General features: G+C 35.5%; 12 protein-coding genes. 7 read left to right on the forward strand and 5 right to left on the reverse strand.

The annotated features are described in order from the left end of the window. Positions 1-90 precede the first annotated feature (90 nt). Together Q5N69_RS02720 and Q5N69_RS02725 are read right to left on the reverse strand one after the other, a co-directional pair. Positions 91-993, reverse strand: a complete 903-nt coding sequence (locus Q5N69_RS02720) for a DUF350 domain-containing protein (RefSeq protein WP_304367306.1) — start codon at positions 991-993, stop codon at positions 91-93. Between the two features lie 23 nt (positions 994-1016). After that, complete coding sequence (locus tag Q5N69_RS02725) at positions 1017-1988, reverse strand: hypothetical protein (protein ID WP_304367307.1); 972 nt, start codon at positions 1986-1988, stop codon at positions 1017-1019. A 335-nt stretch (positions 1989-2323) separates the two neighbouring features. On the opposite strand from Q5N69_RS02725, the gene glnE reads away from it, so the two are divergent. Then, on the forward strand, positions 2324-5194 hold the full coding sequence (gene glnE / locus Q5N69_RS02730) for a bifunctional [glutamate--ammonia ligase]-adenylyl-L-tyrosine phosphorylase/[glutamate--ammonia-ligase] adenylyltransferase (protein ID WP_304367308.1): 2871 nt from the start codon (positions 2324-2326) through the stop codon (positions 5192-5194). Between the two features lie 74 nt (positions 5195-5268). Here glnE and Q5N69_RS02735 read toward each other — a convergent pair whose 3' ends face one another. Together Q5N69_RS02735 and lpxL are read right to left on the reverse strand one after the other, a co-directional pair. Continuing rightward, positions 5269-5949 carry a TcpQ domain-containing protein gene (locus Q5N69_RS02735; protein ID WP_304367309.1) on the reverse strand — a complete coding sequence of 227 codons (681 nt, stop codon included), beginning with the start codon at positions 5947-5949 and terminating at the stop codon, positions 5269-5271. A 54-nt stretch (positions 5950-6003) separates the two neighbouring features. Then, positions 6004-6942: an LpxL/LpxP family Kdo(2)-lipid IV(A) lauroyl/palmitoleoyl acyltransferase gene (lpxL, locus tag Q5N69_RS02740; protein WP_304367310.1), complete on the reverse strand. Its 939-nt coding sequence runs from the start codon at positions 6940-6942 to the stop codon at positions 6004-6006. A 153-nt stretch (positions 6943-7095) separates the two neighbouring features. Between lpxL and Q5N69_RS02745 the strand changes: the two genes are divergently transcribed. Continuing rightward, the gene (locus tag Q5N69_RS02745) at positions 7096-8190 is read left to right on the forward strand and encodes a glycosyltransferase family 4 protein (RefSeq protein WP_304367311.1); all 1095 of its coding nucleotides are present in this window, start codon (positions 7096-7098) and stop codon (positions 8188-8190) included. Positions 8191-8536: 346 nt separating this feature from the next. Here Q5N69_RS02745 and tolC read toward each other — a convergent pair whose 3' ends face one another. Further along, a complete protein-coding gene (gene tolC, locus Q5N69_RS02750; RefSeq protein ID WP_304367312.1) occupies positions 8537-9862 on the reverse strand; it encodes an outer membrane channel protein TolC in 1326 nt (441 codons plus the stop codon). 378 nt (positions 9863-10240) lie between these two features. Here tolC and Q5N69_RS02755 point away from each other — a divergent pair, with 378 nt between their 5' ends. The 5 genes from Q5N69_RS02755 (at position 10241) to parE (ending at position 14750) form a co-directional block, all read left to right on the forward strand. Continuing rightward, a complete protein-coding gene (locus Q5N69_RS02755) occupies positions 10241-10882 on the forward strand; it encodes an NUDIX domain-containing protein (RefSeq protein ID WP_304367313.1) in 642 nt (213 codons plus the stop codon). A 48-nt stretch (positions 10883-10930) separates the two neighbouring features. Continuing rightward, positions 10931-11386 carry a DUF1249 domain-containing protein gene (locus Q5N69_RS02760; protein ID WP_304367314.1) on the forward strand — a complete coding sequence of 152 codons (456 nt, stop codon included), beginning with the start codon at positions 10931-10933 and terminating at the stop codon, positions 11384-11386. Positions 11387-11402: 16 nt separating this feature from the next. After that, positions 11403-12185, forward strand: coding sequence for a metallophosphoesterase (locus Q5N69_RS02765; RefSeq protein WP_304367315.1), 783 nt, complete (start codon positions 11403-11405; stop codon positions 12183-12185). 8 nt (positions 12186-12193) lie between these two features. After that, positions 12194-12775 (forward strand): YqiA/YcfP family alpha/beta fold hydrolase, encoded by a 582-nt coding sequence (locus tag Q5N69_RS02770; RefSeq protein WP_304367316.1) that lies wholly within the window; start codon positions 12194-12196, stop codon positions 12773-12775. A gap of 85 nt (positions 12776-12860) precedes the next feature. After that, positions 12861-14750, forward strand: coding sequence for a DNA topoisomerase IV subunit B (gene parE, locus Q5N69_RS02775; protein WP_304367317.1), 1890 nt, complete (start codon positions 12861-12863; stop codon positions 14748-14750). Positions 14751-14850: the final 100 nt, after the last annotated feature.

Genomic DNA, 14850 nt, shown 5'->3' on the forward strand with positions numbered 1-14850 from the left:
AGCCGCATAAACTCTGAGTTAACATGAGTTGTATACGGCTTTATTGATAAATGAGTTATCACTCGTCAGTACTAGGCTGAATATGTTTTGTTATGCCATTAACCCGGTAAGGATTAGGGCAATTGAAATACTAATAGCCATTTCAACACTGGCGACACCAATGTTATGTTGTTGATCAACTTCTTCAACTAAGTTAATTCCCCATAAAATAAGTTTTTTAGCTATGGTTGTTAGTACAAATACTAATACTGTCATAATTACACTGAACACCAACCAACCTAATAGATTCATAATAATGGTGTCTGGCGAGTAAGTTAAAAAGTAACTTGCTGCGGTAACAGCTAATGCTGTACTTATCACTTGTCCTGCATATCTAATAGCTAATGCGGTTTGACCATCAGCAAATGCTTCTTGCATACAATCACCTTGGTTATTATTTGCATATTGCTTTTCTTTAATACGAGTAACAAGTACGAGCATCGCTTGAGAAACAACAAAACCTGCGGCAATAGCGATGAAAGTATTTAAGTCTAATCCGTGCACCCACAATAAAACGGCTTTAATGATAATTGCGGTGGCAATTGCACCAGCAGCATCAACAATACCAACTGATATGTTATGAGCTTTAATTTGCGCCGTTTTATCAATTTGATTTAGAGCGATGCGATCGTGAACTATACGACCAATTTTTATTAGAATCAATCCAAATAGACCATAAGACAACATACCCACGGCTTCAAGCATATAGCTACTGGCACTTTCACCTGTAATAGCACCCGTTAGCACAATACCCATGGCGGCCACACTACCAGCTACACTTATACCAAAAGCAAAGTTATCTTCTTTGGATAGCTCATCGGTGGAATTTACTTTTGCACTAAAACCTGAAAGAAAGCGCATAGCACCAAGTAGCAATATAGCGATTGTAATATCAATGGCTAAGTAAATAAGTAAATCTTGGTTTAGATTGGTTATATCAATTAATGTATTCATTATTTTTCCCTATTCTCTACTCGTTATTTGCCGCGTGAAAAGCCACGAGAAGTAGAGCTTGAGCTATTTCTGAAACTGGCGTTTTTTGATGAACTTTTTGAATACGAGCTTTTCGCTTTGCTCGTAGACTTGAATTTATTTGCACTGGTTTGCGCTGTTCTACTTTGGCTAGATAGCGAAGAAGAACCAGTACGGTTTTTGCTGTAAGCGCTAGTAAATTTTTGTCCACGACTTTCAAAGGTTTTACGTGTACGGTTTTCTACTGATGTTTGCTTACTAAGCTGACTTGGCGAGCTGTAGCGTTTTCTTCCATAGTCGTTGTAGTAGCTGTAATTTCTGCCGCGGCTCCAATCATTATAAGAAGTTCTACGTGAACCAAATACATCACCAATCATAGAGTACATGCCATACCATGCCCAGAATGACATACCATTACTGCCAGTACTCCATTGGCCATAATTTGGGTTACCAATAAGTTGTTCTCCGGTACCAAAATCTTGTGCATTATTAATTTGCGCGCTTTGATTTTTTGCAAGAGAATTAATGCGCGGTAATTGACCGTCAGACATATCTGCTAGTACATTCAGAGGATCACTTAAAGCATCAGAATATAATGTAGGATCTGCAGCTTGATAAATATTAAGTAACTCATCATAAATAGCTTGCTTACTGGCGAACATATTAGGCTGAGTTTTAATGGTGTTTAAACGATCAATTAACGCCAAGTACATTGGACCTTTAACGGTAGCGTCTTTTTTGAATTCATTAATTAGGGGCGATAATTCTGGTTTTAGTTGAAGCACTTTTTCAGCATACTGATTAATAAGTGTCGCGTTTCTAACGCCACCATTTGTTAATGCTTGACCTAGTGTTTCAACTCGTTGCTCAGAAATAGCTGTTTGTTGGATTATTTGATCATCTAATGGATCAGAACATCCTGCTAAGCCAATAATGAGTATAAGTAGTAGTATTTTTATGTATTGCATTCCTGCCATAGGGTCCTCAAAAGTGCTATGGTTATCCTACATTAATATCATTTTTGACATAATATGTCTAATGGTTAGATATTAATGTAAATATAAAACACTTGGGTTGTCATTCACATTTTGCCTATAAATAATCTTCTATAAACATGTTACTCGAGTGTATATCTTTTAAGGCTCTGAAGCCTGTATTTTGAATAGTAACGAGTATATATTGCTATAAAACAATAACTTTTAACTTTTAACTTTTAACTTTTAACTTTCAATTTTATCTAGGTTCAAATAGATTTGATCTACTAGAATTAAATAATTCGATAAAAATATGCAATTTATTGATGGAGTATATGATGCATAGCCACGTAAAAAAAGTAACTTCTGCTTGTTTAATGGAGCAGAAAGAAAAAAGTTGGTTACAATTTTCTTCTCAGCATCCTGATGCTACACAATCGTTAACACCTGAACAGCTAGAACACTTTAAAACTGCACTTATGTTAAGTGACTATATTTTAACAAGTGCGCTGCAAGCTCCTGACATTGTTATTAATGTATTTGTATCAAATTATGTTTATCAAGAGACAACACCAAATTATGAGACTCAACTAAACGAGCTCACAACAACTTGTGTTACTGAAGATGAATTACATCGTGTGCTCAGGTTATTTAGATTACGTGAAATGGTTACTATTGCAACTGCAGACCTTGTTTTAAACATTCCATTAGAAGAATCTCTCAAACGTTTGTCCTATCTTGCTGATGCATTAGTACAGGGCGCGCTAAATTGGTTAAGTACATTTTGTTATAGTAAATGGGGTGAGCCTAAAAATAGTGAAGGTGAAACTATTCCTTTGCTGGTTTACGCCATGGGTAAACTTGGTGGAAAAGAATTGAATTTCTCTTCTGATATTGATCTTATTTTTGCTTATCCAGAATCAGGTGAAACTCAAGGTGTAAGACGCTCAATCGATAATCAACAGTTCTTTACTCGTTTAGGGCAAAAGCTGATCACCGCACTGCATCAAAAAACAGCTGATGGTTTTGTCTATCGTGTTGATATGCGTTTGAGACCCTTTGGGGAAAGTGGACCTTTAGTTTTAACTTTTAGCGCAATGGAAGACTATTACCAAGAGCAAGGTCGAGATTGGGAACGTTATGCCATGCTTAAAGCGCGTTTAATTGGAGAAGGTAAGTACCAAGAACAATTAGACAAACTACTAAAACCTTTTGTGTACAGACGATATATTGATTTTAGTGTGATAGACAGCTTACGTCGTATGAAAACCATGATTGCTCAAGAAGTAAGACGTAAACATCTTATCAATAATATTAAGCTAGGCGCTGGTGGTATTCGTGAAATTGAATTTATTGTTCAGGTATTTCAGCTAATACGTGGTGGGCAAGTAAAAACGTTAAGACAACGTAATGTGCTTACTGTTTTGCCTTTACTTGTAGAAGAGGGCGAAGTACCCGAAAGTAGTATGTTAATACTAAGAGAAGCTTACGTATTTTTACGACGAGTTGAAAACATTATTCAAGCCCTTGATGACAAGCAAACACAAACTTTACCTGATTCTGAACTCGATAGAATGCGAATTCTAGCAGCCTTAGAGCAAGAGGGGTTAACAACTTGGGAGTTATTTTTAGAACAGTTAAAAATACATATGAATGGTGTACATAAAGAATTTATTGCACTTATCGGCGAAGAAAGTTCACATGAACATATTAAAGACGCTCATTGGGTAACTTTGTGGTACAGCGATTGGGGTCATGAAGAAAGTTGTGCCTGGATAAGCCAAGTAAATAAAACTTGGCAGGTAGAAAATGTGTGGAGTCAAATAAGTCATTTTAGAGATGATTTAACAAAAAAAGGTATTGGTAATCGAGGTCGTCAAACCTTAGATAAGTTAATGCCATTACTTTTGTATTTTTTAAATGAAGAGAATGCGGTCGATACAACTTTAGATCGTGTGTTATCTATTTTTAATAAAATAATCACGCGTACAGCCTATCTTGAGTTACTTAATGAAAACGAAGGTGCCCTTAAACATCTTATAAAATTATGTCGTTCAAGTTTATGGGTAACTGAACACATTGCTAAATACCCAATATTACTTGATGAGTTAATTGATCCTGAGCTTTTGAATAATCCACCGTCAGAGAAAAGTTATGGTGCAGAACTAAGAGAAGCCATGTTGCGTATTCCTGAAGATGATCTCGAAGCGCAAATGAATATGTTACGTCAATTCAAACAAGTGCAGCATTTGCGTTTAGCTGCGGCTGATATTTCAGGTGCGTTACCTATTACAAAGGTGAGTGATCACTTAACTGCTATAGCCGAGAGTATTGTAACTGAAGTGATTAATGTCGCTTGGTTGCAAGTGACTCAGCGTTTTGGTCAGCCCATTTCAACGGAAGGTTCTGACGACAAAGGTTTTGCGGTAATAGGCTACGGAAAAGTTGGTGGTATAGAGCTAGGTTATGGCTCAGATCTCGATCTTGTGTTTTTACATAACAGTTCAGCCAATGATATGACTAACGGCAGTAGAGAAGTTCCTGCTAGTCAATTTTATGGGAAATTAGCTCAACGCATTATGCATATATGTAACACGAATATGGCCAGTGGTATGTTATATGAACTCGATATGCGTTTAAGGCCTTCAGGTAATTCTGGACTGTTGGTTGTAAATATTAATACCTTTGAAGAATATCAAGAAAAAGAAGCTTGGACATGGGAACATCAAGCACTCGCTCGAACTCGTTGTATTTATGGCACTGAATTTTTTGTTAAACGCTATAACGAAATTAAGGGCAATATAGTTTCATCTAAACGAGACCCTGATAGCCTTAAAAAAGATGTTGTTGAAATGCGACAGAAGATGAAAGCGCATTTAGATAAGTCGACAGATGAGATTGTTGATATCAAGCAAGGTGAAGGTGGTTTAGTTGATATCGAATTTTTGGCGCAATATTTAGTATTATTAAATGCCAATGAATATCCGAGTTTAAGTCTTTATTCAGATAATATTAATATCTTTAATGAATTAGCTAAACTTGCTTTGATTAGTGAAGAGGATAAATATGCATTGATTAATGCATATTGTCATTTACGTGATTTCGGTCACAAAGCCACATTGCAAGGCCTTGATGCTTTATTAACAGTGAGTGAGTTTTCAAGTATTACGCAGAAAATATCATTAATAAAAGACAAATATTTACTGTGATTTTGTCTGTTTTGTTTTCAGAAAGCACCTACTTCCATTTGGATTAGGTGCTTTTTTATCTTTCAATAATAAGCTTAATATCTTGAATTAGATTTTAGTAAAGAACAGCGTTCGTCAAGGTAAGACTTAGTACCTTCAATAACTACAATTGAACGTGAGCTATAACAAAAATAAATAGAAACACCATTTTGAAAATGACCATTAATACCTTGTCCTAACTGTAATGCTGTTTTTAAAATAGTTTTGTTAATTCTAAAAGCATCTTTCACAACATAGTCACGATTAAGTCGCCAAAATACAGCTAACTTTTCTTCTTTTGCATACTCAGCCAATTTTTCATGAATAGTTTCGCCTAATCTGAAAGGGCGAGATTCAATAGAGCCTTGCCAATTTTTAGGGTAAGGGCGAACCACTTTTTTTCTAGCATCTAATAAAAGTTCTAAATCATCTTCAGGTTCTGGTAAATAGACAATATTATTTCGTATTGTTGGCGTTTTAACATTCGGATCACCATTTATATTGGCATAAAATTTAGATAAACCAGTTGCTGCTTTATTTTCTTTTTTCTGTGGTTCTGCTGACGCTTTTTCTTTTACTTGTGGCGCTGCAACCGTATCAAGTTTTTGTACAGGTGTACTTGCGCTTACTTCAGTGTCATTACCAAATGATAGAAGTAAATCCTGATTGGCAAAAAAGAAGTAGGCCAAAGTGGCTAATATACAACCAAAAATAATATTACGTATCCAAAAGCCCATAGAACACCTTACTTATTAATAACGTTAGATAAGTTATACCTTAACTAACAACGTTTATTTATACAAACTTGCATCGTTTTCATTAGGTCGAGTTTTAAAGCGCCTATGTAGCCACATGTATTGCTCTGGTTTGCGGAGGATTGCCTTCTCAACTTCTTGATTAATACGAGTTGTATCTTCAATATCATCTTCACTAGGGAAGTTATCCAGGGCAGGCGTAATTTCAACTGTATAGCCACTACCATCATCTTTACGTTGGGGTATTAGCATAAATGTTTTGGTTTTAGGCTGGCGCGCAAAAATGAGAGTACCTGTTGTAGTAGCCGTTTCTTTAACATCAAAGAAAGGCACAAATACACTGCGATTTCGGCCATAGTCTTGATCCGGTAAGTACAAACTAGATTCGCCCGTTCTAATCGCTTTAATTAGGCCTTTTACATCTTTCTTACCTAACATGTATTTATTAGATCTTCCTCGGCCTCTGAACTGAAAAAACTCCATCAGTTGATTGTTATGCGGGCGATAGAAAATAACTAATGGATGACTATGACCAAAGCCTCGGCCAATAATTTCAGCACATAAATAGTGCATAGCTAAAATAAATACATGATGACCATCTGCTTTAGCTTTCTCAATATGTTCTAACCCGGTCACTGTAAATTTTCGTTTTATACGCCAATCTGGCCACCACCAACCCATGCCAGTTTCGAGTAACGCTATACCTGTGCTTTCAAAGTTTTTGCGTAACAGTTCTTCGCGCTCAGTTTCTGGCATTTCTGGGAAGCATAATTCGATATTACGTGCCGCGACTTTCTTTCGACTTGAACCCATTTTAAATAATAATTTACCAATTTGACGCCCTAAAAATATTTGAAATTTATAAGGTAGCCAGCTGATCGAGTACATAATGAGTACTGCTATCCAGGTTAACCAATATTTTGGTAATAAAAATGATAGTTTGAAATTTGGTTGTAAAACTTTATTTTTACTCACGATAACGATCTTAATTATAGGTGTGATTAGGCAAAAACAATTATACCCAAGTTATTTTGAAATAGGTAACCTATTGGCTTTTAAGTTATTTAAATCGACTATCCTTTAACGTAGAATATGAGCATATTTTAAAGAAATTGGTTTATATATTCGATGAGTTCAAACACAAAGCAATCAGGTAATTCAGATGAAGTAGAGTTAATTATTGGTAACTCAAATTCAAACTTTTCAGGTGTTACCTCTACAATGCTACAAGTCTTATCGGAACAGCAAAAGTTAATTAATTTACGTGTTATGGGCAAGCATCACCTAAGTGACGAATCATTGAATATAAGCTTTTGGGATGTAGTGAAGATGTGCCGAAAACCATTAAGTGATGGTCGATTCCGTATTTTTCATGCACGTCGTGTAGATGAAATGATCCAGGCGCTATTATTGAAGTATGTGTTTGGCGCAAAAATCAAAATGATTTTTAGTTCTGCCGCGCAACGCAAGCGTGCAGGTTTTACAAAATGGCTCACCAATCGAATGGATGCTGTATTAGCTATGTGTAAAGCTTCTGCAAGTTATTTACATAAAGCACCAGACGCTATCATTTATCATGGTATTAAAACCGATATGTATACGCCACCTGAAAACAAAGAAGCAGCCTGGCAATCACTAAAATTATTACCTGCAACAGCACAGCAAGGTAAATACGGTATAGCTATTTTAGGGCGTGTTAGAAAACAAAAAGGCGTGCATCTTTTTGTAGAGTCTTGCATTAAAGTATTAGAGAAACATCCTGATTACACTGCTGTTGTGGTGGGGGCGTTCAGAAGTGGTGATGAAGAACTTGTTGAATCGTTGAAAGTAAAAATAGAAGAAGCAGGTTTAAGCCATCGAATTATTTTTGCTGGAGAACAAAACTTTGCCGATATTCCTAATATCTTCCGTTCATTATCTTTGGTTGTTGCCTTAAGTGATAATGAAGGTTTTGGTTTAACCATATTAGAAGCTATGAGTAGCGGTTCAGCTGTACTTGCAAGTGAAGCAGGTGCTTGGCCAGAAGTTGTAGAAGAAGGTGAGCAAGGTTATGTTGTGCCTACGAAAAACTTGCCTGCAGTAGTTGAGAAAATGGACTTGTTATTAAGTGATCCTGAAAAGCTTGTGCAAATGGGAATATCAGGTAGAAAACGAGTACTTGAGCACTATACCGTAGAAAGAGAAGCTAACGAATTAATCGCATTTTATCGCACTCTAATGTGAAGTTATTCTGATATTAAGGTTGACATAAAAGGTAGCTTCTCAGAATAATTAATAGAATGTCAGAACAAAAAAAGAGATATTTTATTCAAATATCTCTTTTTTATAAGTGTTACAGAGTTAATTAACCTCAACTCGGGTTAATGGATTTAATAACTCATTGATTTATTAAAGTATCTTTATCAAGATTAATAACATAAAAGGCCTTAATTCTCTCTCAATGATGAAATTTATGTGATTATCAAGGCATTTTTATAAACCAATAGCTGGCTATTGGGCGTAAAAATAACGTAGATAGGCGCTTAAATAGCATTATTGAGTAAAATAGCTTAACCCGAGCTGAGGTTAATTACACTGAAGGTAATAAACCTTTATTAATATCTATTAAATCTTGCTCTGTAATAGTACCAGCAGCTTGTTTTAAAGATAAAATTGCTTGAATGTAACTGTATCTTGTAGATGAAAGGTTACGTTTAGCGTTATACAAATTACGTGTACTGTTTAACACATCAACAATTGTACGAATACCTACTTCCATACCTGCTTGTGTTGCGCGTAAAGCACTTTCAGCACTAATTACAGATTGCTCTAAAGACTTAATCGCAGATACAGCTGTAATAACTGTGTTGTATGCATTACGTGTACTTCTTACAACACTGCGGTGTGTTTGAGCTAAATCTTGACTTGCTGAAACATAATTACTTTGTGCTTGGCGAACGGAACTAGAAATTGCTCCACCAGAATATAATGGTACATTTACTTCAATACCAATAGATTGATTATTGTAATTAGAATCAAGTCGATTAAGTAATTTATCTTCAGTATCTGTTTTCGTATAAGAGCCCGTTAGGCCGATCGTCGGATAATGACCTGCACGAGAAATATTTATAGTATCTTTAGCGACATCTAAACTGATTTTTTGAGCAATCAAGTTCAAATTTTTAGCTTCAGCTGTTTTTTGCCACGCATCTGCACTATCTGGAGACGGACGATAAGCACTAAAGCGTTGAGTGTTTAATTCATCTAAATTACGCGGGTAAACATTAGTAATTTCACGTAAAGCTTCTTCAGCATTATAAACGTCGTTTTCTGCACTGATTTCAGCGGTAATTGTATTATCGTATTGTGCTTGAGCTTCATGCACATCAGTGATATCAGTTAAACCAACATTAAAGCGTTGTTTAGTTTGATCTAATTGACGTTCAACAGCTTTCTTTTCAGCTTTAGCAAATTCAAGATCGTCTTTTGCACTTAATACATCAAAGTAAGCTTTAGTAACTCTAATAATTAATTCTTGTTGAGCTACTTGATATGCAATATCACTTTGATGAGCCGTTTTCTTAGCTGTACCTAATTTTAACCATGAAGCATGATTATAAAGTTCCATTGATAAGCTAGCACCAATGGCTTTAATTCTGTCATCTTCAAAGTCTACATCATCTAATTCACTTTTAGAGTAGGTGTAGCTACCATAAGCAGACAATTGTGGTAATAACACTGCACGCGCTTGAATAATGTTTTCTTCAGAAGCATTAAATTGTGCTTGAGCTTTTAGTACAACAGGATCGTTCGCTTGTGCTTGTCGGTAAACATCAACTAAGTTTTCAGCAGATGAGAACTGAGATGTTGCCATAGCGCTCAAGCCAACAATGAAAGATATAAGTTTTTTTTGCATGGATACACAATCCCTTTAGGTATTTTTTCATCTAGGTAGATAATTTTTAGGTACCTAGAGCTAAGCATTCTATTATACTTATTTTCCTCCGTTTGGGTTATTCGCCAAACGAAAAAAAGTTGTTATAAATCTATTCTAGTGTAACAAAATATTTATGGATAGCGATACAGCCAAAACTGCATAATTATTATAAAATTAGTCAACTAAAACCTAACTATTTTCCTTGATATTTTCACTTCTCTCTGTACAGCTTTAAAGGTTTATTTACTTTAAAGTTGCTCACTTCTATCTCTTTTACTTTCAAACTATTAAAATTACTAAATTGAGTTGATAGGCGTTTGGTTGAATACTTTAAATTTATACAAGGAAAAATAAGTCATGAGCATTAAGAAATCATCACCTGATATTTTAAGATTCAGTCATAAAGATATGACTGTTGAAAAAGTAGAGCAAAAATTTAAAGGCTTTTTTTCTATTAATGAAGTTCATGTTAATCATCGTTTATATGAAGGCGGTACAAGTATTACTTTGAAAAGAGAAATATTTGAAAGAGGCGATGCTGTTGTACTTTTACCTTACGATCCTGTTACTGATAAAGTTGTGATTATTGAGCAGTTTAGATTAGGTGCAATGAATGATAAAACACCTTGGCAATTAGAGTTTATTGCTGGCATGTTTGGTGAAAATGAACATCCAATCGATGTCGCTATTAGAGAAGCCAAAGAAGAAGCAAATTTAGACATTACTAAGGAAGATATTATTGAAGTGAGCCGATTTTTTACTAGTCCCGGAGGTACCAGCGAATGTATTTATATGTTTGCAGCAAAAGTTGATATAACTGATGTGGGTGGTGTGCATGGTTTAGAAGAAGAGGGTGAAGATATTCTTGTTCATGTTATCAGTCGAACAGACGCTATAGATTTGCTCGCACAAGGAAAAATTAGCAATGCCTCAACAGTAATTGGGTTACAATGGTTACAGCTAAATTATGCTCGTTTACAAAAGTCTTGGTCATCATAGTATTTCTTAGATAAAACAAAATCCATTTTTAAAAGTTCAGGTTGTTTAATGAAAGTACACGCAAAAAAATATAAACCGCAACTAGCCACATTAATGAATTTATGTGATGTGAACTACATGCTGTTAATAAAATTGCTGGCAGACAAAGAAGAAGTTGGACAAGCACGTAAGTTTTTTATTTCAGACTTTTTATCTTATGTAGTAAGCGTAAATGAAGTCACTCGCTACACAACTTTAGTTACTATAAGCCAAGATACGATAGAAGTTGGCAAAGAGTTGTCTCAGTTGTTTCAACCTAAAATGGTGATCCGTTTATATCATGATGCGCGTATGGCTGAAGTTATAACATCTCAGAATATTCGCCAAGTTAAACCTCGATACGATTACCCGAACAGTGAAATGCATTTACCTGATGAAAAACAACAGATTAATATGTTTTTAAAAGAATGGTTACAGCTATGTCATGAACTTGGGCAAGTTAAAGTCGCACTTAATTTAAAATAAGCATTTAATAATTCGTATGAATAAATCTTTAAAAATAGCGCAAATCAGTGATACACATTTATTTTCTGACGAAAAAGCTTTGCATTGCGGCGCCAATGTACATCAAAATCTTATTCAAGTACTTAGCCATATTACATCTGTAGAAATGCCTGATGCGATTATTTTTACAGGCGACTTAACACAAGATCATACTGATGCTTCTTACCAGCAGTTTGTTGAAATTTTTAAACAGCAAAATATACAAATACCTGTTCATTTTATTGCAGGTAATCATGATGAATTCTCACAATTAGATAATCACTTAACAGGTATGCCTTTTAATACTGCAAAAGAGTTAAGTAATGATTTTTGGCAAATACTGTTAATTAATAGCAAAAGTGAAACACCCGCAGGTTATGTTTCTCAAGCAACTTTAGATGAGTTAACTGATAATATTGATGTAAGTAAAAAGCAATTGGTTATGATGCATCATCATGCCATTGATGTCGGGTATTCTATTGATAAACATGGGTTAGAAAATAAAACTATGTTCTGGGATGTTATAACTCAACAGCCAACAATTAAATTGCTAGCATGTGGTCATGTTCACAACGATTTGGCTATACTTCCTGAAAAGTCAGGATATCCAGTTCCGTTATATGCTTGTCCTGCAACCTCTATTCAATTTGATCAAATCCAAAATACCTCGGCTTGTAATGGACAGGGCGCTGGTTATAGAATATTTGAATTATTTACTGATCAAACTTTTAGTACACGTACTCATTTTGTTGGTTCAAAAACAGCTATAGATTTAACTTAAGGGAAATGATGAATAATATACTTTTTATCCATGGTTTTAATTCTTCGCCTTTATCAGAAAAAGCTCAATTAACTAAACGTTATTTGGAACAACATTTACCTGATGTTAAATTTCATTGTCCTCAAGTAGCGACAACTCCTAAAGCGGCTATTGAACAACTTGAACAATACTTTATAGATAACAATTCATCTACAGACACTTGGACATTAATAGGCTCATCTTTAGGTGGATATTTTTCTACATACCTTAGTGAAGTTTATAAAGTAAAAGCTGTGCTCATTAATCCTGCTATCAAACCTTACGAATTATTGTCGGGATATTTAGGTGAACAAGTGAATCCGTATACCAAAGAGCGTTATCAAGTAGAAAGTAACTACCTTAATGACTTGATAGCTTTAGAGCAAAAGTCTGTCTCTAAAGATAACTATATGGTGATGGTTCAAACGGGTGATGAAGTGCTAAATTATCGACAAGCTGTTGATAAATTTCAAGGTAGTCAGGTTATAGTTCAGCCTGGTGGCGATCACAGCTTTGTTGATTATAAAAATATGCTACCGCAAATTGTAGAATTTCTTCAGCTAAAAGAGTAAATTGGCAGTTATTAATGGAATAACTGTACCAAAGTGAAAACAAACAACCTTCTTAATTATTTAATACAACAAATAGATGGCTCAAATGACCGAACAATATAATTCTGATTCTATCGAAGTTCTTAGTGGTTTAGATCCAGTAAGACATCGTCCGGGTATGTATACCGATACATCTCGTCCTAATCATTTAGGGCAAGAGGTTATTGATAACTCAGTGGATGAGGCTTTAGCGGGTCATGCTCAAAATATTACTGTGATTTTAGATAAAGATCAGTCTCTGGAAGTTATTGATGACGGTCGAGGCATGCCGATTGATATTCATCCTGAAGAAGGTGTAACAGGTATAGAGCTTATATTCTGTAAGCTACATGCTGGCGGTAAGTTCTCAAATAAAAATTACCAATTCTCTGGTGGTTTGCATGGCGTAGGTATTTCAGTTGTAAATGCTTTATCAACACGTGTCGATGTATCGGTAAGACGCGACAGCAAAGTATATGAAATGGCGTTCGAAAATGGTTTTAAAGTTGAAGAACTTCATGAAACCGGCACAGTAGGCCGACGTAATACAGGAACCCGTGTTAAATTTTGGCCTGATGCGAACTACTTCGACTCACCTAAATTTTCTGCTCGTCGTTTAATACATTTATTAAAAGCTAAAGCGGTATTATGTCCAGGTTTAACCATTAAGTTTCATGATAAAAACGAAGACAAGAAATACCAATGGTTTTATGAAGACGGTTTAGTTGATTATTTAAAAGATTCAACCAAAGACTATGAAACTTTACCGAAAGAACCTTTTGTAGGAACCTTTACTTCTCAACAAGAAGCAGCTGATTGGGCTGTTACTTGGTTACCTGAAGGTGGAGAAGGAGTCGGTGAAAGTTATGTAAACCTTATTCCTACGGTGCAAGGCGGTACACACGTAAATGGCCTAAGACAAGGTTTGCTTGAAGCTATGCGTGAGTTTTGTGAATTCAGAAACTTAATACCACGTGGCGTTAAATTAGCACCAGACGATGTTTGGGACAAATGTTCGTATATTCTTTCTGTAAAAATGCAAGATCCTCAGTTTGCAGGACAAACAAAAGAGCGTTTATCATCACGTCAATGTGCTGCATTTATTACAGGCGTAGTTAAAGACTCCTTTAGTTTATGGCTGAACGAACATACAGAAATAGCAGAAGCACTTGCTGAATTTTGTATTTCAAATGCGCAAAGTCGTTTACGTGCAAGTAAAAAAATCATTCGTAAAAAGGTCACACAAGGACCCGCTTTACCGGGTAAATTAACCGATTGTGGCAGCCAAGATATTACGCGAACCGAACTGTTTTTAGTGGAAGGTGACTCTGCTGGCGGTAGTGCAAAACAGGCACGAGACAGAGAGATACAGGCAATTATGCCACTGCGCGGTAAAATTCTTAATACCTGGGAAGTAGACTCTGGCCAAATATTAGCGTCGCAAGAAGTACATAATATTTCAATCGCGTTAGGTATAGACCCTGACTCTGACGATTTATCAGAACTGCGTTACGGTAAAGTATGTATCTTAGCCGATGCCGATTCAGATGGACTTCACATCGCAACATTACTTTGTGCTTTGTTTACTCAGCATTTTCTACCTTTAGTTCAAGCTGGGCATGTGTATGTTGCTATGCCTCCGCTATATAGAATCGATGTAGGTAAAGAAGTGTTTTATGCATTAGATGAAGCTGAAAAAGATTCTATTCTAGCGCGTATCGAAGCAGAGAAAAAACGTGGTAAGGTGAATGTACAACGCTTTAAAGGTCTGGGTGAAATGAACCCATTACAATTGCGTGAAACAACCATGGATCCAAATACTCGTCGATTGGTACAACTAACCATTGATGAGTTTGATACTACGATGGAATTGATGGACATGCTGCTATCTAAAAAGCGCAGTGGCGACCGTAAAGAATGGTTACAAGACAAAGGAAATATGGTTGAACTAATATAGTTTTTTTGACTATTTATTACTACGGTTTTTGAAATATTAAAGGCTTCTAATTATAAAGTTAGGAGCCTTTTTAAATTAATAAATTATAATTACTGCAATC

This window comes from Pseudocolwellia sp. AS88 (assembly GCF_030551755.1).
In the GTDB taxonomy this organism is placed as follows: domain Bacteria; phylum Pseudomonadota; class Gammaproteobacteria; order Enterobacterales; family Alteromonadaceae; genus Pseudocolwellia.